At 58.1% G+C, this 17,726-nt stretch carries 23 protein-coding genes and 2 tRNA genes; 13 read left to right on the top strand and 12 right to left on the bottom strand.

What is annotated here, in order from left to right:
* Positions 1-45: 45 nt before the first annotated feature.
* From sseA to BTE54_RS22600, 4 genes are all read right to left on the bottom strand, one after another.
* Complete coding sequence (sseA, locus tag BTE54_RS22615) at positions 46-1,467, bottom strand: 3-mercaptopyruvate sulfurtransferase (protein WP_078054044.1); 1,422 nt, start codon at positions 1,465-1,467, stop codon at positions 46-48.
* 16 nt (positions 1,468-1,483) lie between these two features.
* On the bottom strand, positions 1,484-2,221 hold the full coding sequence (locus BTE54_RS22610; protein ID WP_065654018.1) for an alanyl-tRNA editing protein: 738 nt from the start codon (positions 2,219-2,221) through the stop codon (positions 1,484-1,486).
* Between the two features lie 12 nt (positions 2,222-2,233).
* Positions 2,234-3,271, bottom strand: a complete 1,038-nt coding sequence (locus tag BTE54_RS22605) for a cysteine synthase A (protein ID WP_003521575.1) — start codon at positions 3,269-3,271, stop codon at positions 2,234-2,236.
* Between the two features lie 122 nt (positions 3,272-3,393).
* Positions 3,394-4,833 (bottom strand): deoxyribodipyrimidine photo-lyase, encoded by a 1,440-nt coding sequence (locus tag BTE54_RS22600; RefSeq protein WP_078054043.1) that lies wholly within the window; start codon positions 4,831-4,833, stop codon positions 3,394-3,396.
* Positions 4,834-5,021: 188 nt separating this feature from the next.
* On the opposite strand from BTE54_RS22600, the gene BTE54_RS22595 reads away from it, so the two are divergent.
* The 3 genes from BTE54_RS22595 to BTE54_RS22585 all read left to right on the top strand — a co-directional run bounded on the left by BTE54_RS22595 (position 5,022) and on the right by BTE54_RS22585 (position 6,541).
* Positions 5,022-5,291, top strand: coding sequence for a DUF982 domain-containing protein (locus BTE54_RS22595; protein WP_065654016.1), 270 nt, complete (start codon positions 5,022-5,024; stop codon positions 5,289-5,291).
* Positions 5,292-5,426: 135 nt separating this feature from the next.
* The gene (locus tag BTE54_RS22590; protein ID WP_078054041.1) at positions 5,427-5,984 is read left to right on the top strand and encodes a methylated-DNA--[protein]-cysteine S-methyltransferase; all 558 of its coding nucleotides are present in this window, start codon (positions 5,427-5,429) and stop codon (positions 5,982-5,984) included.
* A gap of 113 nt (positions 5,985-6,097) precedes the next feature.
* Positions 6,098-6,541 (top strand): TIGR02594 family protein, encoded by a 444-nt coding sequence (locus BTE54_RS22585; protein ID WP_078054040.1) that lies wholly within the window; start codon positions 6,098-6,100, stop codon positions 6,539-6,541.
* Between the two features lie 68 nt (positions 6,542-6,609).
* Here the strand turns inward: BTE54_RS22585 and BTE54_RS22580 are convergent, their stop codons facing one another.
* Complete coding sequence (locus tag BTE54_RS22580; RefSeq protein ID WP_065654014.1) at positions 6,610-6,849, bottom strand: hypothetical protein; 240 nt, start codon at positions 6,847-6,849, stop codon at positions 6,610-6,612.
* Positions 6,850-7,019: 170 nt separating this feature from the next.
* Between BTE54_RS22580 and BTE54_RS22575 the strand changes: the two genes are divergently transcribed.
* Positions 7,020-7,409 carry a DUF2934 domain-containing protein gene (locus BTE54_RS22575; protein WP_078054039.1) on the top strand — a complete coding sequence of 130 codons (390 nt, stop codon included), beginning with the start codon at positions 7,020-7,022 and terminating at the stop codon, positions 7,407-7,409.
* A 102-nt stretch (positions 7,410-7,511) separates the two neighbouring features.
* Here BTE54_RS22575 and BTE54_RS22570 read toward each other — a convergent pair.
* Positions 7,512-7,586 (bottom strand) — tRNA-Asn (locus BTE54_RS22570).
* A 176-nt stretch (positions 7,587-7,762) separates the two neighbouring features.
* On the opposite strand from BTE54_RS22570, the gene BTE54_RS22565 reads away from it, so the two are divergent.
* The gene (locus tag BTE54_RS22565) at positions 7,763-8,041 is read left to right on the top strand and encodes a hypothetical protein (protein ID WP_065654012.1); all 279 of its coding nucleotides are present in this window, start codon (positions 7,763-7,765) and stop codon (positions 8,039-8,041) included.
* Between the two features lie 3 nt (positions 8,042-8,044).
* On the opposite strand, the gene BTE54_RS22560 is transcribed toward BTE54_RS22565, so the two are convergent.
* Positions 8,045-8,689, bottom strand: coding sequence for an exopolysaccharide biosynthesis protein (locus BTE54_RS22560; protein ID WP_078054038.1), 645 nt, complete (start codon positions 8,687-8,689; stop codon positions 8,045-8,047).
* A gap of 511 nt (positions 8,690-9,200) precedes the next feature.
* Here BTE54_RS22560 and BTE54_RS22555 point away from each other — a divergent pair.
* From BTE54_RS22555 to BTE54_RS22525, 7 genes are all read left to right on the top strand, one after another.
* Positions 9,201-9,788 carry a YqaA family protein gene (locus BTE54_RS22555; RefSeq protein WP_059752579.1) on the top strand — a complete coding sequence of 196 codons (588 nt, stop codon included), beginning with the start codon at positions 9,201-9,203 and terminating at the stop codon, positions 9,786-9,788.
* A 138-nt stretch (positions 9,789-9,926) separates the two neighbouring features.
* A complete protein-coding gene (locus BTE54_RS22550; protein WP_003521565.1) occupies positions 9,927-10,481 on the top strand; it encodes a dual specificity protein phosphatase family protein in 555 nt (184 codons plus the stop codon).
* 298 nt (positions 10,482-10,779) lie between these two features.
* On the top strand, positions 10,780-11,892 hold the full coding sequence (locus BTE54_RS22545) for an ABC transporter substrate-binding protein (RefSeq protein WP_174056652.1): 1,113 nt from the start codon (positions 10,780-10,782) through the stop codon (positions 11,890-11,892).
* Positions 11,893-12,004: 112 nt separating this feature from the next.
* On the top strand, positions 12,005-13,057 hold the full coding sequence (locus BTE54_RS22540; protein ID WP_078054036.1) for an iron ABC transporter permease: 1,053 nt from the start codon (positions 12,005-12,007) through the stop codon (positions 13,055-13,057).
* Positions 13,054-13,875, top strand: coding sequence for an ABC transporter ATP-binding protein (locus BTE54_RS22535; RefSeq protein WP_078054035.1), 822 nt, complete (start codon positions 13,054-13,056; stop codon positions 13,873-13,875). Before BTE54_RS22540 ends, BTE54_RS22535 begins: the two co-directional genes overlap by 4 nt.
* The gene (locus BTE54_RS22530; protein WP_078054034.1) at positions 13,872-14,327 is read left to right on the top strand and encodes a pseudoazurin; all 456 of its coding nucleotides are present in this window, start codon (positions 13,872-13,874) and stop codon (positions 14,325-14,327) included. Before BTE54_RS22535 ends, BTE54_RS22530 begins: the two co-directional genes overlap by 4 nt.
* Positions 14,328-14,400: 73 nt before the next feature.
* The gene (locus BTE54_RS22525) at positions 14,401-14,898 is read left to right on the top strand and encodes a ferritin (RefSeq protein ID WP_078054033.1); all 498 of its coding nucleotides are present in this window, start codon (positions 14,401-14,403) and stop codon (positions 14,896-14,898) included.
* 149 nt (positions 14,899-15,047) lie between these two features.
* Here BTE54_RS22525 and BTE54_RS22520 read toward each other — a convergent pair whose 3' ends face one another.
* The 4 genes from BTE54_RS22520 to BTE54_RS22505 form a co-directional block, all read right to left on the bottom strand.
* The gene (locus BTE54_RS22520) at positions 15,048-15,275 is read right to left on the bottom strand and encodes a DUF6429 family protein (protein ID WP_078054032.1); all 228 of its coding nucleotides are present in this window, start codon (positions 15,273-15,275) and stop codon (positions 15,048-15,050) included.
* A gap of 86 nt (positions 15,276-15,361) precedes the next feature.
* Positions 15,362-15,568, bottom strand: coding sequence for a hypothetical protein (locus BTE54_RS22515; RefSeq protein ID WP_078054031.1), 207 nt, complete (start codon positions 15,566-15,568; stop codon positions 15,362-15,364).
* Between the two features lie 103 nt (positions 15,569-15,671).
* The gene (locus tag BTE54_RS22510) at positions 15,672-15,932 is read right to left on the bottom strand and encodes a hypothetical protein (protein ID WP_065654007.1); all 261 of its coding nucleotides are present in this window, start codon (positions 15,930-15,932) and stop codon (positions 15,672-15,674) included.
* Positions 15,933-16,070: 138 nt separating this feature from the next.
* A tRNA-Pro gene (locus BTE54_RS22505) sits at positions 16,071-16,147 on the bottom strand.
* Between the two features lie 218 nt (positions 16,148-16,365).
* Here BTE54_RS22505 and BTE54_RS22500 point away from each other — a divergent pair.
* Positions 16,366-16,902, top strand: a complete 537-nt coding sequence (locus BTE54_RS22500) for a DUF1269 domain-containing protein (RefSeq protein ID WP_003521556.1) — start codon at positions 16,366-16,368, stop codon at positions 16,900-16,902.
* Between the two features lie 71 nt (positions 16,903-16,973).
* Here BTE54_RS22500 and BTE54_RS22495 read toward each other — a convergent pair whose 3' ends face one another.
* Positions 16,974-17,627 (bottom strand): hypothetical protein, encoded by a 654-nt coding sequence (locus BTE54_RS22495; RefSeq protein ID WP_078054030.1) that lies wholly within the window; start codon positions 17,625-17,627, stop codon positions 16,974-16,976.
* Positions 17,628-17,726 lie beyond the last annotated feature (99 nt).

Below are 17,726 nucleotides of genomic sequence, written 5' to 3'. Positions count from 1 at the left end.
CACTCCTTATCGGAGAATGGCAAGCCTTGCTCTCAAGGGCGCTACTCAGTTGCGCAGCGATATCTCCAGAAGCTCGGTATCGGCAAGCGGCTCCACCCAGGCCTCATAGGTGCCGACGGGCGAAAAGCCCATCATCTGGTAAAGCTGCAGCGCGCGCGGATGGTCGAGCGTGTTGGTGGTCACCGTCACCCGTTGCGGATTGTCCTGCCAGGCGGCGTAAAGCGCCTGCAACAGGAACCACTTGCCGACGCCTGCACCGATCGCCTCTTCGAGCAGCCCGAAATAGGACAGCTCGGTCACCTCGTCGCTCGCCTTGTTCAGTTCGAAGAAACCGGCGGGCGCACCGTTCATATAAAGAACCGTAACGCTGTTTTTCGGATCGCGCAGAATGGCGGAAAGCTCCGCATCGCTCATGCGCATGCGCTTTTGCCAGTGCCAGCGTTTTCCCACCCGCCAGTAAAGATAGCGGTAGAAATGCAGGGGAATATTGTTGACCCGCATCAGCGCGGTCTGGATGTTCACGGGGATCGGCAGGCTGACTTTCGGCGGAGCCGTCATTTCCAGCTGCGTCACATGCGCCTTCAGCGGTCCGTGCGACAGTGTGGGGATTGCATCCGCCGGACCGGTAACCACCGGCGTATCCTGCAATCCGCCCCATTCCGACCATGAGCCGTCGTAAAGCGAATTATCCTTGTGACCGAGCGATTCCAGCGCCAGCGTAATGACGGCGGCGGTGACGCCCGAGCCGCAACTGGTGACGACGGGCTTCGAAAGATCGATGCCGGCATCGGTCACCATCTTGCGGATGGCGGTGAGGTCCTTGAAATGGCCGTTTTCGGAAAAGGCCGTCGCAGGCAGGCTGCGCGCACCCGGCATGTGGCCGGAACGCATACCGGCACGCGGTTCGGCCTCGTCACCGGTAAAACGTCCGGCGCCACGGGCATCGGCAATCTGTTTTTCGCCGCTGTCGACAATGCCGCGCATGGCGTCAAGCGAGGTTACGCGCTTCTCGTTGAAATCAGGCGTAAAGGTTGCCGGCTCGATTTCCGGCGTACCGGTTTCGAGCGGCCGGCCTTCGCGTTTCCAGCCATCGAGGCCGCCATCCAGCACATAGGCCTTGCGCACGCCCATCACCCGCAGCATCCACCACACGCGCGGCGCGGAAAAGAAGCCGGGGCCGTCATAGACCACGATCGTATCGGTGTCGCTGAGGCCAAGCGCACCGGCCTGTTCCGCGAAGAATTCCGGCGAGGGCAGGGAATGGGGCAGGCCGGTGGTATGATCGGCGATCTTGTCCTGATCGAAGAATACCGCACCTGGCAGGTGACCCGCCGCATATTCTTCCGCACCGTTGCGCTTGTGCGCCGGCAGATACCAGGAGGCATCAACGACACGAAACCCGGCCGTGCCGAGCTGCTTTTCCACCCAGTCCGCCGAAACGACGAAACGGCTCTTATCCGTGCTCACGATGTTTCTCCCAATCTCAGGCAACAGCTTCAGGCGCGCCGAAACGAATGCGGAATCGCCTGTTCTCCTTGCCCTTCTTTTCTATCTTGGCAATGTGAATATCGCCCACTTCCTGCGTTTCGGAAACATGGGTGCCGCCGCAGGGCTGGCTGTCGATGCTGGAGTTTTCGCCGATGCAGACGAGGCTGACCCGGCCAAGGCCCATTGGCGGGCGCACATTCTTGGATTTGACGATGCCCGGATTGGCCTGCAGCTCCTCGTCGGTGATCCATTGCAGGAAGACGGGATGGTTGGCTTTCACCAGCTCCATAAGCTTTGCCGTGACTTCGTCCTTGTCTATGGTCTCGGACATGTCGAAATCGACACGCGATTCATCCTCGCCGACGGCGGCTCCGGTGATCGGCCATTGGCAGACGACGGAGAGCAGATGGCAGGCGGTGTGCATCCGCATCAGCTTGTAGCGACGCGGCCAGTCCACATGCAGGGTGAGTTTTTCGCCGACTTCAGGAGAAGGCTGGCCTTCGAGCGGCACATGGATGATCACGCTCTTGTCGGCGCCGTTTTTGGTGATACCGAGTTCGATGCGCGAACCATCGGCCCGCTCGAGAAAGCCGCTATCGCCCGGTTGGCCGCCGGAGGTGGCATAAAAGCATGTCTGGTCCAGCTCTATGCCGCCATCCTCATGCACCGCCGTGACGATCGCTTCTGCGGTGGAAAGATAAAAATCGTCACGGAACAGGGCATTCACAGGCATTTCGGCATGTCCTCAAACGGTTTCGTACGGAACCGCAATCTCGCTTTTCGTCGCCAGCCACTGTGGGATCGGAAGTCCCTTGGAACGCAGGAAATCCGGATTGAAAAGCTTCGACTGATAACGATTGCCGTAGTCGCACAGTATCGTCACGATTGTATGCCCCGGACCGAGCTCGCGGGCAAGGCGGATTGCGCCGGCAATGTTGATGCCGGAGGAGCCGCCAAGGCAAAGCCCTTCCTTCGTCACCAGATCGAACAGCACCGGCAGCGCTTCCGCATCCGAAATCCTATAGGAGAAGTCAGGCGTAAAACCTTCCAGATTGGCGGTGATGCGCCCCTGTCCGATGCCTTCGGTGATGGACGAGCCTTCGGATTTCAGCACGCCGTGCTTGTAAAATTCATAGAGAGCCGCACCCTCGGGATCGGCAAGGCCGATCTTGATGTCGGGGTTGAAGTCGCGCAGGCCATCGGCCACGCCCGCAAGCGTTCCGCCCGAACCGACCGAGCAGATGAAGCCATCGACCTTGCCGTCCGTCTGGTCCCAGATTTCGGGGGCCGTCGTTTCGATATGGGCCTGACGGTTGGCGATGTTGTCGAACTGGTTGGCCCAGATCGCGCCGTTTTCATCGGTTGCGGCAAGCTGTTTTGCCAGCCGGCCCGAAACCTTCACGTAATTGTTCGGGTTGGAATAGGGGGCGGCCGGAACCTCGACCAGCTTGGCGCCGAGAAGCTTCAGCGCGTCCTTCTTTTCCTGGCTCTGCGTTTCGGGAATGACGATGACCGTCTTGTAACCCAGCGCATTGGCGACCAGCGACAGACCGATGCCGGTATTGCCCGCAGTACCCTCCACAATGGTGCCGCCCGGGCGCAGCTGCCCGCGCCGCTCGGCATCGCGGATAATGTAGAGTGCGGCGCGATCCTTCACCGATTGCCCGGGATTGAGGAATTCCGCCTTGCCGAGGATTTCACACCCCGTCGCTTCAGAGGCGGCTTTCAGACGGATGAGCGGCGTGTTGCCGATAGCACTGAGCGCAGAGGAGTGAATGGTCATGATTGAGCCTTCTTGTCTGAGCGGAAATTAGGTGCCGTTATGTCCCGTTACAACCGCTTCAAGGCAAGAAATTATCTTCCCGGCTTTGGCTTAGCCACGCAAAATTTTGCCGATACCCAATTTTATGCGTTCTTCTTGACGTCGGCATAGGCCGCAAGCGCTCTTTCCCGTGCTTTTCCATGGTCGACAATCGGCAGCGGATAAGTCTTGCCAAGCTCGATGCCCGCTTTCTTCAGCACCTCTTTCGGCGCTTCGAACGGCTTGTGGATGTATTTTCGCTCAAGCTTTTCCAGCTCCGGCACGAAGTGGCGCACATAATCGCCATCGGCGTCGAATTTTTCGCCCTGCAATATGGGGTTGAAGATGCGGAAAAATGGCGAGGCGTCCGCGCCCGATCCCGCCACCCATTGCCAGTTGGCGGCGTTGGAGGCCGGGTCTGCATCGACAAGCGTGTCGCGGAACCATTTCTCGCCCTTCCGCCAGTCGATCAGCAGATGTTTGATGAGGAAGGACGCCACGATCATACGCACCCGGTTATGCATGGTGCCGTGTTTCCACAATTGCCGCATGCCGGCATCGACGATCGGATATCCCGTCATCCCGCGGGTCCACGTCGTGAAGGATTTTTCATCGTCTCGCCAGCGGAAGGCGTCGAAACTGTCGTTCCAGTTCTTTTCATCGAGTTCGGGAAAATGAAACAGCAGGTGATAGCAGAATTCCCGCCAGACGATTTCCTTGCGAAAACGGCTGATATCGTTGGAGGCGATATGGCGGGAAAGCCCCTTCGTCGCGTGCCAGACGGTAGAAGGCGATATTTCGCCGGACGCCAGATGCGGCGAAAGCAGAGAGGTTGCGTGCTTTGCCGGAAAATCGCGGCCTTCTTCATAACCCTTCAAAGCGCCATCGATGAAATCGTCGAGTTTCTCCCGCGCCCCGCCTTCGCCGGGAGACCAGATGTCGCTGAAGTGTTTCGCCCAGTCGGGCTTGGTGGGTAACAGTTTCCAATCGCCAGGCTTTTCCGATTTCGGCCACGTCTTCGGCGCCTTGAGACCCTTCGGCGCATCCGCCGGCGCATGTGGCTCCTCGCCGCCCTCCAGCGCCCGCCAGAAAGGCGTATAGACCCGGTATGGACCGCCGGATTTCGTCTGCAGCCTCGATGGTTCATGCAGCAGATGGCCGGAAAAGCTGCGGACCGTCAGGCCGTCATCCCGAAGCGTCTGTTTCAGCGCCTTGTCCGTCGCCATGCCGGCAGGATCGTATCGGCGGTTCCAGAATACCGCCTCCGCACCGGTTTCGGATATCAGATGGCGCAATGTCTCGCCGGCGTCACCGCTGAGAAGAACGAGGCGGCTGCCGATTTTTTCCAGTGCAGCGGTAAGGGACGTGAGGGAGTGGTGAAGCCACCATTCCTGTGCGCCGCCGAGCGGGCCGCATGATTTTTCCCTGATATAGACGGGGATGACGGGGCCGCCATGCTCCACGGCGGCAAGCAAAGCGAGGTTGTCCGAAAGGCGCAGGTCCTTGCGGAACCAGACGATGGCGGGGGAGGCTGCTGTCGACATGAAAGGACCCGGTTCACTTCCGCTTGAACGAGTGTTGAAACGCTTTGTTCCGCAAATCGGCTAGAATGGAAAGATGGAGGGCATGGTTTTTCGAGGGTTATTTTTTCGCCCTTGAAACCGCTGATAAAGGGAACCAACTGGAGGAGCCGGCGTTTGTCGCGGGTTAATAGAGCATGGAAGTGCAATCAATGTTGCTGAATGACGTTAAGTGGGAAAAGCCCGTTACCATCTCCCTTGAAAACGGTGCTCCCCGTATTTTCAATGGCGTTTACGAAGCCTTCGATTTTCTCCAGCACGAATGGCCTGAGCGTGGCGACAAGGTGCATGAACAGGCGCTGCGCCTGTGCCGCGCCTCGCTGATGGGCGACGTGGCGGGGGAAATTGCCCGCACGGCCTTCGTTGCCGCCAGCCGGCAGGCACGGTGCCTTGTGGAAGAGCCGGGCAAAATCGCGTCCTGAACGGATTTTCGGAACTGATGTGTATAAGGCCACCCGCCAAAAACGGGTGGCCTTGTTTGTTGAGGAGCAGGAAACGGGTTGTTTCGAATGCGGGATATGGCATCGTGCATGCAAAAATGCGGATGAGCGACGGCAATGAGCAACCACTACGGCTATATTGTTTTTCCCACAGCCCTCGGCCATTGCGGCCTTGCATGGGCGGGCCGGGGCATTGTGCGTTTGCAATTGCCCGGCTCTGACGCCGGCGAGACCGAAAAACTTCTCCAGAAGCGCCTGCCATCCGCCTCCATCGCCGTTCCCGAAACACGCACGCGTGAGGTGATTGCGATGATCACCCGTTATTTCGGCGGCGAGGAGATCGATTTTACCGCCGTCGAACTCGATCTCGCCGGGCAAGAGCGTTTTTTCCTCGATGTTTACGCCGTTGCGCGGCAGATCGGTTGGGGCGACACGACGACCTATGGTGGCATCGTAAAAACGCTAGGCCTCGGTATGGAAAAGGCCCGCGATGTCGGTCAGGCCATGGCGAAAAATCCGGTGCCGTTGATCATTCCCTGTCACCGGGTTCTCGCCGCCGGCGGCAGGCTTGGAGGCTTCTCCGCACCGGGCGGAACCACCACCAAATTGCGTATGCTGGATCTCGAAAATGCCGGCCGCAGCCGCACCGATGAGGCGCAGGGCAGCCTGTTTTAAAGCAATGACAGATCAGTGCACATGAATAGGCGTCTGATTTCTGCCCATTTCTCGTCAAATTGTCGCTAAATTGTCACAATACACGGGCGCCCTCTAACATAAGGGCGAGACGTTTGAGAGTATCCGCGTTAATTCTATCGGTTGCCTTGTCTTTTACAGTCATTGCATCGGCCTCTGCCGGCATGCTAAACCAGGCAGAAAAATACACCGGGCTGCATGAGTCCAAGAACAACAAGAGCCTCAAGAACATTCTTGGCGCAAATCCCCGCAGCACCCCATGGTGCGGCCTTTTCCTGCATGCGGTCGCCAGCAAGGCCGGCCGGCAATCTCCCAAATCCTATGGATTTGCGAAGTCCTGGACATCCTTCGGTTATGCCGTGCCAGTCAGTCAGGCGAAGCCCGGCGATGTCGTCGTCATTCGCAACGGCCGCGGTTACCACGCCGGCATTTTGAAAAGCATGAGCGGCAAGACTGCCCAAATCCTCGGCGGCAACCAGTCCGGCCGGGTGCAGGTGTCGAACTTCAACCGCAAGGCCATCGTTTCGGTCCGCCGATAAATCTCCTGACATTTTTGACGGCATTTTTGATAAAGGCGGGCTTTGACCCGCCTTTTCCGTCTTTGGGCTCAGGGCTGCTCTCTGGTGCCAGGCGCTGCGTCGCGCTGATCGTCGTCCTCAAGGTCTGTGGCGACGATGAAAGCATCCTCGTGCTGCCTTGCGGCCTGCCGGCGCGCACGCAGGCTCACGCTCTCGTCCGGGTAAATCTCGACATCTTTGGCTTTCAGTTCGCTGTCTGTTTCAAACCGCGCGACATCGTCGTCCTCAATATCAAGCGGTTCGGTTTTCGGCTTCTGCGGGGTGGTCATGAAGCGATCTCCTGCTGGTTTCTGCAGGCCAAACGATCGGCGGCCGATGACGGTTCCGTTTCTCGCGGAAATGCTTATTCGTCGCAGGTCAAAGCGGAACTAACTCTGGCTTTTTTTGTTTTTTCAATGGCACAATCAAAACCGGTGCAACGTAAAAAGGGAGGTTCGTTATGAGCCATGACCGCGAAGCCGCAATCCGTGAAAAAGCGCGCGCAATATGGGAGAGGGAAGGAAGACCCGACGGGCACCATGAAAGACACTGGATCGAGGCGGAACGGGAGCTTTCCGCAGATGCGGAAGCGGCGAAGTCCAAAAGCGGAAATGGCGTGAAGAAGTCTGCTGCCGCGAAAGCGCCTGCGAAGAAGACGCCAGCGAAAAAGGCAACTCCGGCAAATGCCAAATCACCCGCGGTAAAATCGCTTGAGAAAGAGCGGAAATCTACGGATAAGAACAAGGAAGACGATCTCACCGAGAGCCTTGAGGAGAGTTTTCCGGCAAGCGATCCTCCGGCGCTGACCAACGCCACGAAGGCGACGAAAAGGGCTGTCAAGAAGAACTGATCGTTTGGCGGTAGGATAATGGGGAAGTCACGACGATCCCCCAAGAAGAATGGGGCGAATTGCAGCTGCACTTCGCTCTTCAAAACGTGTTTTTGAGAGGAATGGCTCCCCGGGCCGGATTCGAACCGGCGACCTGTCGATTAACAGTCGAATGCTCTACCGCTGAGCTACCAGGGAACGTCCACCGCTTGGCGCGGTGTGAGCGGGGTAATACAAATGCTTTTCCGATTTGCCAAGCGGTTTTTTCAAAAAAAACGCATTCCTCTTGTTTTATCCCTCCAGAGTCCCGATTTTCCGGGCTTATCGCCGGTGAAAAAATTATCCACAGGCCAGATGCAAAAGGGCAGGATGGAATGAAATTCGGTATCGACCACAGAACGCACCGCCTCCATGTCGGAAAATGGAGCTTTGCCATGCCGCGTTCGCGTGTCGGCAGGATTGCGACCGGCTCGGCGCTGGTGGTGGGCGGAACGCTGGGTTTCCTGCCCGTGCTCGGCTTCTGGATGGTTCCGCTTGGTCTCGTCGTGCTTTCCCACGATCTGCCCGCGGTTCGCCGCCAGCGGCGACGGCTGGCGGTCTGGTGGGCATCGCGGCAGAACCGCCGCGACACCCGCAAGGGCGACCGGCAATAGGTCTTATGTGCCGATGGAACTGCTGATGCCCTGGCCGGCCCAGAAGGCCGCATAGGCGAGCGCTGCGAAATAAATCGCCGTCAGCCCCAGAAACAGGTAGCCGCCGAGCACGGTGACGCCATCCCTCTGAATCATCCCTGCCGAAAAAAGCAGGATCGCAACGCCTGGAAGGGTGTTGGAGAAGGGAATGAAGCCGAGCGGCATCATCAGCAATACGCCCGCCGTCATCAGCGCAAGTCCGTTTACGCGGTTGGCGATGATGCCGGTCGTCAGCGCGGGAATGCGCGGGCGGATGAAACCGTCGAGCTTGCAGACAATGGCGACGCCTTTTTGAAGGGCGGGAACGAGCTTTGCCGTCTCCATCTGCCGGTCGAGGATTTTTGCCGGCAGCCATGGCAGGCGGTTGAGGGTGATTGCCAGGCTGACAAGAATGATCGCCGCACCAAAGACCGTGCTGACGCCGGGAATGGAAACCGGGATGAGAAAGGGCAGGGAGGCGATTGCGCAGATGAGCAAAAGGCCCTGTTCGCCGATCGCTTCCATCAACTCGCGCAACGTGATCGTCTGACCCTGCAGCTTTCCTATCAGCTTCTCAAGCGTCGTGCTCAGCTTTTCAGACGTATCAGTAAATGCGAATTCGTTCGTCATGCGGCTTCCCGGAAGTTGTTTAACTCCGGGATTGATAACATCCATCCGGCCCGATGCCTATCGCCGATAGAAAAAGAGCCTCATCTCATTTGGTCGCGTGGTTCGCCTGGATTAGTGCGAAACCCAGCTACTGTAGGCGCCTGCAAGAAGAACCACCAGCAGAATGACAAGTATGACCGGATTGATCGATGTAACGAAGTTTACATAGTCCATGATAACTTCCTCCTCTTTCCTCCACCTCTTATTCTACAGCAAAAAGGCGAGTTCATCTACCACAGGCTGAAATTTCGCATTGCAACAACCGGCTTGCGGTGAGGGCTGGAAATGCTCGTCTTTATGATTTTTTGCGATGCAAAAATAAATTTTCCAACATTTGCCATTCTCTTGCGTTGTCTCTAATCCTCATTCGGGGCCGGTCTCTCCGGCCCGTCGGCAACCGCATGAATCACCGCCGATATGCCTTTGCTCCCGCCTGCCTTCACTCCGCAACACTCTTCCCCGGGGACACGACATGCTGAAAAACATCTATGCCTGGACGATGGCGCTCGCCGCGCGCAAAACCGCCGTGTGGTGGCTGGCAATCGTGGCTTTCGTGGAAAGCTCCATCTTCGTTGTGCCTGCCGATGTGCTTTTCCTGCCCATGGTGCTGGCCAGGCCGAAAAAGGCGATGTTTTATGCGCTCGTGGCAACTGTCGCCTCGGTTCTTGGCGGCATCGCCGGCTGGTTCCTCGGCCACTATGCCTTTGAAAGCATCGCGCGGCCCATTCTCGAATTTTACGGCAAGCTCGACAGCTTCGAGCATCTGAAGAACTCCGTTGACTACGAAACCATCGTTCTCCTGCTGGTGACATCGGGGCTCGCGCATCTGCCGCCGATCAAGGTCGTGACTATCCTGTCCGGCGCGGCCAATATCAGCCTTGGTCTGTTCATTCTTTCGGCCGTCGTCACGCGCGGCGCGCGCTTTTTCATCCTTGCCGGATTGCTGCAGAAATACGGGGAATCGGTGCGTCATTTCATCGAAAAACGCCTCGGCGCCATCACCGCGGCGGCCGCCGCCGCGCTCATCGCGGTCTATGCGGTTTACGTTTTCGTGCGTTGATCAAGCGCAAATTTTCTACTCTTACAATACTGTCGCATAACTTTCAGCTTACTGTCAGAATCCGTCTGTATCGGTTCTCTCGTCGAATGAGGGAACCGTTTTATTATGCGAAGATTTTGGAAGTGCTCCTTTTGGGGCATGGGTATTGCTGTGCTTGCCGCAGGCGGTTACCTCTACGCCATTCAGCTCCTGGGCAATTTTCACGAGGTTGTCGCGGGGCAGCTTTATCGCTCCAACCAGCCGAGCAATGAGCAGCTCGTCCGCTATACCAAAGACCATGGTATCAGGACGGTCATCAATCTGCGCGGTGCGAACGAATCCAAGGCCTGGTATCGCGATGAGGTCGAAACCGCCCGCGAACTGGGACTTAATCATATCGATTTCGGCATGTCGGCAAGTCAGGAGCTCGACATGAACAGGGTCAACGAGCTGGTCGCCATCATGCGCGATGCGCCTAAGCCCATTCTCATTCATTGCAAGGCCGGTGCGGACAGGACAGGCCTCGCCACCGCGCTCTATCTCAGCCGCGTGGCAAAGCTTGATGAGGAACAGGCGGAAAGCCAGCTTTCCTTCCGCTTCGGCCATATCGGCATTCCCTATCTCTCGGAAACCTACGCCATGGACCGGACCTGGGAGAACGCGGAAAAGATGCCCGTCGTCGACGATTTCGCCATCGCCTCCAACGAGTTCTGAAGTCGGCTCGGGCGCATTCCCCACAGGGCACACTTCAATGATCTGAACGGGATCTTGCGTCCTGTCTCGATGACGCAGGTTATCGGGACGGGCGCAACCCAGAGATCTTGGCCGGCTGAGGGCGCGGGCTGCGCAGCATCTATTGCCGTCGCCCAGCGCAATATTTCTCCGACATGCATATCTACCGGAAATGACAATTTTCATTTTTATATTAGCAACTTATGCGATCTTGCAATTTAAGTTGACTCGCGGTGTCACCTTTTATACAGCGGCATTGTTTCAACTTCTGGATCGCATCATGACCCGCAAAACATTTATCGGCGGCCTTGCCGCATCGTTCTTATCCGTTTTCTTTATTGCACCTTCCGCCACTGCCGCAGAGAAGACCATCACCGACGTCATCGGACGCGAGGTGAAGGTTGATCTTCCTGCAAAACGCGTCGTTCTCGGTTTCTATTTCGAGGACTACATGGCGGTGGGTGGCGAAAAGGCCTATGATTCCGTTGTCGGCATTTCCCGCGAAGCGTGGGAAGGCTGGGTTCCCGCCAACTGGAAAATGCATCTCGCTCACCGCGCCTCGCTTGCAGATATTGCCGATGTCGGCGAAGTCGAAGCCCAGACCTTCTCAGTCGAAAAAGTTCTGAGCCTCAATCCCGATCTGGTGATTCTGGCGGATTGGCAATACAAGGCGCTCGGCCTCGATGCCGACCGTCTGGAAGAAGAGGGCATTCCCGTCGTTGTCGTCGACTACAACGCCCAGACGGTCGAGCGCCACGTCGCCTCCACCCGGCTTTTCGGCGAACTCACCGGCCAGCAGCAGCGCGGCAAGGAAATTGCGGAATTCTACGCCGGTTCTCTGAAGGATGTCGCCGAACGGGTGGCGAAATCCGGTCAGCCGAAACCGAAGGTCTATGTCGAATTCGGCAATAAGGGACCGGCCGAATATTCCTTCACCTATGGCAAGAACATGTGGGGCGCCATGTCCACCGCCGCTGGCGGCGACAATATCGCAGCACCTTTCGTTGAGTGGTGGGGACCGATCAATCCCGAGCAGGTTCTGGCTTCGAAGCCCGACGCCATCTTTATTTCCGGCCGTGAAAACAACAAGAACCCCGCGGCGCTGCCGATGGGGCAGGCGGTAAAGGCAGCGGATGCCCGCGAAAAGCTCAAGGCCTTCGAAACCCGTCAGGGCTGGAGTGAAGTGCCGGCCATCAAGAACGGTCAACTGTTCGGTGTCTATCAGGGGGCGTCGCGCACACTCTCCGATTTCGCCATGGTGCAATATATCGCCAAGCAGCTTTATCCCGAGCAGTTCAAGGATGTCGATCCGATCGCCAACTATCTCGGCTATTACAGGAAGTACCTGCCGGTCACGCCTGAAGGCACCTTTGCCATCGCCGTCAAGGATTGATGGTTCTGTGGCCGGCGGCGGAAAAGCATATTTGCTTGCCGCTGAAGGTTAAATTCCGCGGACGCCACGGCACGGCGTCCGTTTTTCACCGTCTTTTTCAAACAGGTTTTCCATGACAATTGCCGCCCGCAATGCCGAAGCCATCGGTGCGCACCGGCTGCGTGAACGTCGTCGCTGGCGCGTCGTCTTGGTCTTTTTCGTGCTGATGGCGGTGAGCCTCGTTCTCGATATCGCCACCGGTCCCTCGCTGCTGTCGCCCGCTGAAGTGGTGAAGTCGCTGACCGGCCTTGGCGAACGGGCGGCGATGACCGATTCCATCGTGCGCGGCCTTCGCCTGCCCATGGCGCTGATGGCGCTCGCCGTCGGAGCGGCGCTCGGCGCCGGCGGCGCGCAGATGCAGACCTTGCTGAATAATCCCATGGCGAGCCCCTATACGCTCGGCATGGCGGCTGCGGCGGGCTTTGGCGCCGCGCTGGTGCTTTCGCTCGGCGGTCTCGGGCTGGATGCCATGATTGCCGTTCCGCTCGGCGCTTTCGTCTTTTCCATGCTCGCTGCGCTCTTTCTCTTCATGTTGGCCTCCATGCGGCAGATGACGGCCGAAACCATCATTCTCGGCGGCATCGCGCTTCTTTTCCTGTTTCAGTCGCTGCTGTCGCTCATCCAGTTCCTGTCCTCGCCGGAACTGTCGCAGCAGATTCTTTTCTGGCTGTTCGGCAGCCTGACCAAGGCGACCTGGCCAACGCTTGGTTTGACAGCCGCCGTCACCGCTTTCTGCTGCGCCCTGCTGATGGCGGATTGCTGGAAACTGACGGCGCTGAGGATGGGGGAAATGCGGGCAGCCAGCCTCGGCATCAATGTGCGCCTGCTGCGCATGAAGGTTCTCATCATCGTCGCCATCATGACAGCGACTGCAACGAGTTTTGTCGGGGTCATCGGTTTCATCGGGCTGGTCGCGCCGCATATCGCCCGTATGACGGTGGGCGAGGATCAGCGCTTCTTTTTGCCGATGTCGGTACTGAGCGGCGCGCTGATGCTTTCGGCAGCCTCGATTCTCTCCAAATCGATCATTCCCGGCGCTCTGTTCCCGGTCGGCATCGTCACCGCCATTGTCGGCGTGCCGTTTCTCCTGTGGCTGATTTTCGCTCCGAAGAGGCGCGGCCGATGATGGTTCTGGATAATATTTCCATCGAACGGGGCGGGCAGGTTATTGTGAGAGACCTCTCGGCACGCCTGGAATCCGGGCAAATCCACGCCGTCATCGGCCCGAACGGAACGGGCAAGACGACGCTTCTCAGAGCGATCTTCGGCGACCTGCCGCTCGCCAGCGGCGCGATCAACCTCGGCGATCGTCGCCTTCAGGCCGGGGAAAGGGCAGGGCGGCACAGAAGGGAATGGCGGGATCGTTTCGCCTATATGCCGCAGGACACGGCCGCCGATATAGCGCTCAGTGTGCTGGAGGTGGTGGCGCTCGGCCGCTTCGGCCGGCTTTCGCTTCATATCGACGACGAAACGCTCGATCTGGCGATGACACGCCTGCATCAGGCCGGAATAGCCCATCTGGCGGGCAGGGAGATCGCCTCGCTCAGCGGCGGGCAACGGCAGATGGCGCTTTTTGCGCAGGTTCTGATGCGTGAGCCGCAGGCGATGCTGCTCGATGAGCCTGTCAGCGCGCTGGACCTCAAGCATCAGGTGGCGCTTCTCGATCTGGTGCGGCGAGAAACCCGCGCCAATGGCCGGGTGACGCTTGTTGTGCTGCATGATCTCAATCTCGCCTGCCAATATGCCGACAACCTGCTGGTGATTTCGGATGGCGCGCTGAAGGCGACCGGCGCACCGGGCGATATCGTCACGCCGAAGCTTATTTCCGAGACCTATGGCGTTGCCGTGGAGGTGTTGCGCGACCGGCGCGGCAATCCCGTCATCCAGCCGGCGGGCGATCCGCCGCTCGAACATTTCAAAACCCTTGAAGGAATAATTGCATGAAACGATTTTTGATGACGCTTGCCACGGCTTTGGCCGTAATCCTGCCCGTCACGCCATCCCTTGCCGCCGAACACAAGATACTGATGCTCAATTACGGCAAGGATGGCGGCATGGTGTTCGAGCCTTCATACGTGAAGGCGGAGCCGGGCGACACCATTACCTTCGTGCCGCAAAATTCCAGCCACTATGTGCAGTCCTATGCGGTTCCGGAAGGCGTTAGCCCTTGGAAAAGCAAGCTCGATGAGGCCTTCACCGTCACTGTCGAGAAGGAGGGCGTCTATCTCTATTATTGCCCGCCGCATCTGATGATGGCGATGATCGGCATCATTCAAGTCGGCAAGCCCGTCAATCTCGAAGCCGTCAGACAAAAGGCCGAGAAGCTGCGGCCCAAGCTCGTCATGAAGAGCGAAAGGCTGGAGACGGCGCTCGGGCAGGTGACGCCCGCACAATAACGCCCCGCCTTTCAGGCCGCGCCAATCCGCACCGCAAATCCGCTTCTTCAACCCCGAAACCAAGGATGAAACCATGGCAAACAAAGTTATCGAAACGACGCTGAACGATCTCCTCAATGGCGAGCTGCGCGCCCACCACGCCTATCTTCAGGCGGCCGCATGGGCGGCGGAACGCAATCTCGACGGTTGCTATAAATTCCTGCTCGGCCATGCGGCGGAAGAGCTGGAGCACATGCACCGCATCTTCGGCTTTCTGAACGATCTCGGCGCGCGCGTCACCTTTTCCGAGCTGCCGGCGCCGCAGGTCACGGCAAACGACATCAAGGGGCTGTTCACCATCGTGACGGAGCACGAATCCCGCGTCACCGCCGCCATCAACGCGGCAGTCGATCTTGCCCACGTGGAAAAAGACCACGCCACAACCTCATTCCTGCAATGGTTCGTGGATGAGCAGCATGAGGAAGACAGCCTTTGCCGCACCATACTCGGCAAGATCGAGCTGATCGGCGACGGCCCCAACGCGCTTTACCTGATCGACCGCGAAATCGGTCAGCTGGCGGACAAGGGCTGATTGCTGCTCCAGTCCCAACTCTCAATAGTATACGATTCATGATCGGGTAAATCACGTACCACGATGCCGGGTGAACTCGGCATCGCCTCAGAAAAGCTGCGGCCATTCCAATCTGTCAGGCGATACTGCGTGACGGCGACTTAACTCGATCACTGTCGCGTAAAGAGTTGCCGAAACAACGCCTCCGAACGCTGACGCCCTTCATGCGTCAGCCCCAGCGAATTCGATTTATTAACAGGGTTATCGATCATGCCCTTCTGGTGCAAACGCTCCAGCACATCCCAGTCATGCCCCTTCCAAGCGTAGTAATCGTTGTGAAGGGTCAGCCATAACAGTGCAAGCACCGTGTCATCGATTTTCTCTTCATCGATATCCATTCAACACCTCGCGACGATTGGCAGTGAAGGTTCGCTATCTGCGGGAAGTTATCGGCTTCTCCGGTCTGGTGCAATGACAGGGCTTATCAGCGCCCAATCCCGTCCAGCGGCGTCCATCCGCGCGTATATCCCCTTCCCATAATGGCGACCGCCAGGGAAAGCTGTTCCTGCAGATGCTCGATTTCGCCGAGAAGAGCTTCGACAGCCGCCTTCGCATCGCCGTCGTGACATTGGATGACATATCCGGCTATGTCGTCAGGCCGTGTGGGGGTGATTTTTTCAGCGTCGGACATAGTGGATGACCTCTCTTTTGTTCACTAAATGTTCTAATTTTAGCAGAGAGTCAACAACGCAATGGGCGTGGCCCTTTACAGTCCGGCACTGCGGAATTGAACGTTAGTGAACAGACGGTTCTTCGCCATCCAGAAAGCTGCGAATCCCGTCCTTCTCACACGTGGCCAGGAATTCTTCCCAGGCATCTTTGTCGGTCGCGAAGGGTTCGTCCCAGGTGGTGACATCGTCATGCTCGCTGATGACCTCGAGCGTCCAATCCTGCTGGGTGCCAGCGGGCCGGTAGATATCAACCAGAACCGTGATGCCGTCGTCTTCAAACTCGCCCGAGAATTCTGAGTGTTCTATTTTCGTTTTTTTGGCCATCTCGGCACACCTCATTCTCAGGCCTGGACAAACGTATAGCCCAATCCGGGCTTTTAAATTCGCGCATGGCGCAGGTTACCAGATAGCTGAAACAAATATAGCCAGCTCTGGGGGAACTGGCTATCTATCTGATTTTAATGGTCGGAGCGGCGGGATTCGAACCCACGACCCCTTGACCCCCAGTCAAGTGCGCTACCGGGCTGCGCTACGCTCCGGACCTGAAAGCCGTTTATATATAAGCCTGTTAGGGCGCAAGCGGAAAATGGTCTTTTCATAAAAAAAGGAGCAAACGGTGTGGATGGCGTAGAGAGGGCTAAGCAGCCCGGATGGGCGGCCGTCAAACGCATGACACATCCCCTTTCCATCATTGCCGGAACAAGCCGCCCGCTTCGGCGTTCAATCGCAGCGGAAGTGAAACTCAGGGAGACGAACTATGTCCGAACTCGTCGTTGTTGGTTTTGACGGAACGGAAGTGGCCGACAGGGTGCTTCTGAAGCTTGCAGGCCTGAAAAAGGAATATCTGGTCGATCTGGAAGATGCCGTGGTTGTCGTTCGCGATGAAGATGGCAAGGTGCATCTGAAACAAAGCGTCAATCTGACGGCGATCGGCGCAAGCTCCGGTTTCCTGTCCGGCGGTCTCTGGGGCGGCCTCGTCGGCCTGCTTTTCCTCAATCCACTGGCGGGATTTGCCATCGGCGGCGCGATCGGTGCCGGCACGGGGGCTCTTGCGGGTTCGCTAACGGATTTCGGCATCGACGACGATTTCATCAAATCGCTCGGCGAGACCATTCCCAACGGTTCTTCAGCGCTGTTCGTGCTGATCCGCAAGGTGCAGCCGGAAAAGGTGCTGGCGGAATTCGAAGGCCTGCGCGGACGGGTCATCAAGACGTCGCTGTCGCCGGCGCAGGAAGCGCAGTTGCAGAAGGCGCTTTCCGGCGGAGCCGAACCGGCTGCAGCGCCTGCCGTCTGAGCAGACGATGAAGGCGAGGCTGCGGCAGGTTCCATGTCGCAGCCATCCGCTCGGGCATCGGGGAATTCGGCTTATACGGTCAAAGTGCCGTTTTTCGCCTGCGGCCAGGTGAGATAATAATAGCGGCTGCCGACGCTGCCGAAAAACGCGTTGTCGCCGGAAACGGTATCGACATAGGCGCCGGTCTCGCTTCTCGCATAGGCCGAACCGTCGCGTTTGAGATGGTCTTTCAGAAAGTCGCTCCATCCCGTCATGGCGATATCCGTGGCCGGCCTGGAGGTGGTTTCTGTATCGGAGGCCACATCCCAGGCCTTTATTTGCGCACCCTCGGCGGGGTCGGAGACGGTCAGCGTGCCGGCCGTCAAAGCCTCCAGCATGGCCTTGGCCTGCGAAGCCTTGTCCGGGTCTGCGGTCAGTTCATCCAGCGTCTCCTTCAGCTCCTTCATGAAATCGGCCTTGGTAATATCGCCGGAAGAAAGCTGGGTATCCGTGTCGTCGGTCTGCGTATCCTCGTTCGAGGTCTGGGCATATTGCGCCAGAAGCTGCGTGAGCCGCGTGTTGGTGGAAGACGAGGAGGAGGTGGTGTCCAGCCCGTAAGAATCGAGGAGAGACGTCCGCGTTGTGGAGGAGGATGTGACGGCGGAATTGTCTTCCTGCTCCTTGATGGCCTTGAGGGCCAGTCTGGTGGCGGTGAGGCGTGTGGACAGGTCGATGGAGGAGACCATTGCGCTAGCTGTTTCCTTGATCGGGCGATACGCATCATTCGTACCGAACCGGCTAGGCGGGCATCGATCCCGCCTTTCGTCTCCTCTCATAAGAAGACC

It is taken from the genome of Agrobacterium sp. YIC 4121, assembly GCF_002008205.1.
In the GTDB taxonomy this organism is placed as follows: domain Bacteria; phylum Pseudomonadota; class Alphaproteobacteria; order Rhizobiales; family Rhizobiaceae; genus Agrobacterium; species Agrobacterium leguminum.
This window is presented reverse-complemented; position numbering and strand designations above follow the sequence as displayed.

Excerpts from the sequence above, each read along its gene's own strand:
- BTE54_RS22495 (WP_078054030.1), bottom strand. The coding sequence starts at position 17,627 with ATGGTCTCCTCCATCGACCTGTCCACACGCCTCACCGCCACCAGACTG.
- BTE54_RS22575 (WP_078054039.1), top strand. The coding sequence starts at position 7,020 with ATGAGCCATGACCGCGAAGCCGCAATCCGTGAAAAAGCGCGCGCAATA.
- BTE54_RS22540 (WP_078054036.1), top strand. The coding sequence starts at position 12,005 with ATGACAATTGCCGCCCGCAATGCCGAAGCCATCGGTGCGCACCGGCTG.
- BTE54_RS22545 (WP_174056652.1), top strand. The coding sequence starts at position 10,780 with ATGACCCGCAAAACATTTATCGGCGGCCTTGCCGCATCGTTCTTATCC.
- BTE54_RS22535 (WP_078054035.1), top strand. The coding sequence starts at position 13,054 with ATGATGGTTCTGGATAATATTTCCATCGAACGGGGCGGGCAGGTTATT.
- BTE54_RS22550 (WP_003521565.1), top strand. The coding sequence starts at position 9,927 with ATGGGTATTGCTGTGCTTGCCGCAGGCGGTTACCTCTACGCCATTCAG.
- BTE54_RS22555 (WP_059752579.1), top strand. The coding sequence starts at position 9,201 with ATGCTGAAAAACATCTATGCCTGGACGATGGCGCTCGCCGCGCGCAAA.
- BTE54_RS22595 (WP_065654016.1), top strand. The coding sequence starts at position 5,022 with ATGTTGCTGAATGACGTTAAGTGGGAAAAGCCCGTTACCATCTCCCTT.
- BTE54_RS22590 (WP_078054041.1), top strand. The coding sequence starts at position 5,427 with ATGAGCAACCACTACGGCTATATTGTTTTTCCCACAGCCCTCGGCCAT.
- BTE54_RS22610 (WP_065654018.1), bottom strand. The coding sequence starts at position 2,221 with ATGCCTGTGAATGCCCTGTTCCGTGACGATTTTTATCTTTCCACCGCA.
- BTE54_RS22510 (WP_065654007.1), bottom strand. The coding sequence starts at position 15,932 with ATGGCCAAAAAAACGAAAATAGAACACTCAGAATTCTCGGGCGAGTTT.
- BTE54_RS22525 (WP_078054033.1), top strand. The coding sequence starts at position 14,401 with ATGGCAAACAAAGTTATCGAAACGACGCTGAACGATCTCCTCAATGGC.
- BTE54_RS22580 (WP_065654014.1), bottom strand. The coding sequence starts at position 6,849 with ATGACCACCCCGCAGAAGCCGAAAACCGAACCGCTTGATATTGAGGAC.
- BTE54_RS22605 (WP_003521575.1), bottom strand. The coding sequence starts at position 3,271 with ATGACCATTCACTCCTCTGCGCTCAGTGCTATCGGCAACACGCCGCTC.
- BTE54_RS22565 (WP_065654012.1), top strand. The coding sequence starts at position 7,763 with ATGAAATTCGGTATCGACCACAGAACGCACCGCCTCCATGTCGGAAAA.
- BTE54_RS22500 (WP_003521556.1), top strand. The coding sequence starts at position 16,366 with ATGTCCGAACTCGTCGTTGTTGGTTTTGACGGAACGGAAGTGGCCGAC.
- BTE54_RS22560 (WP_078054038.1), bottom strand. The coding sequence starts at position 8,689 with ATGACGAACGAATTCGCATTTACTGATACGTCTGAAAAGCTGAGCACG.
- BTE54_RS22530 (WP_078054034.1), top strand. The coding sequence starts at position 13,872 with ATGAAACGATTTTTGATGACGCTTGCCACGGCTTTGGCCGTAATCCTG.
- BTE54_RS22515 (WP_078054031.1), bottom strand. The coding sequence starts at position 15,568 with ATGTCCGACGCTGAAAAAATCACCCCCACACGGCCTGACGACATAGCC.
- BTE54_RS22600 (WP_078054043.1), bottom strand. The coding sequence starts at position 4,833 with ATGTCGACAGCAGCCTCCCCCGCCATCGTCTGGTTCCGCAAGGACCTG.
- BTE54_RS22520 (WP_078054032.1), bottom strand. The coding sequence starts at position 15,275 with ATGGATATCGATGAAGAGAAAATCGATGACACGGTGCTTGCACTGTTA.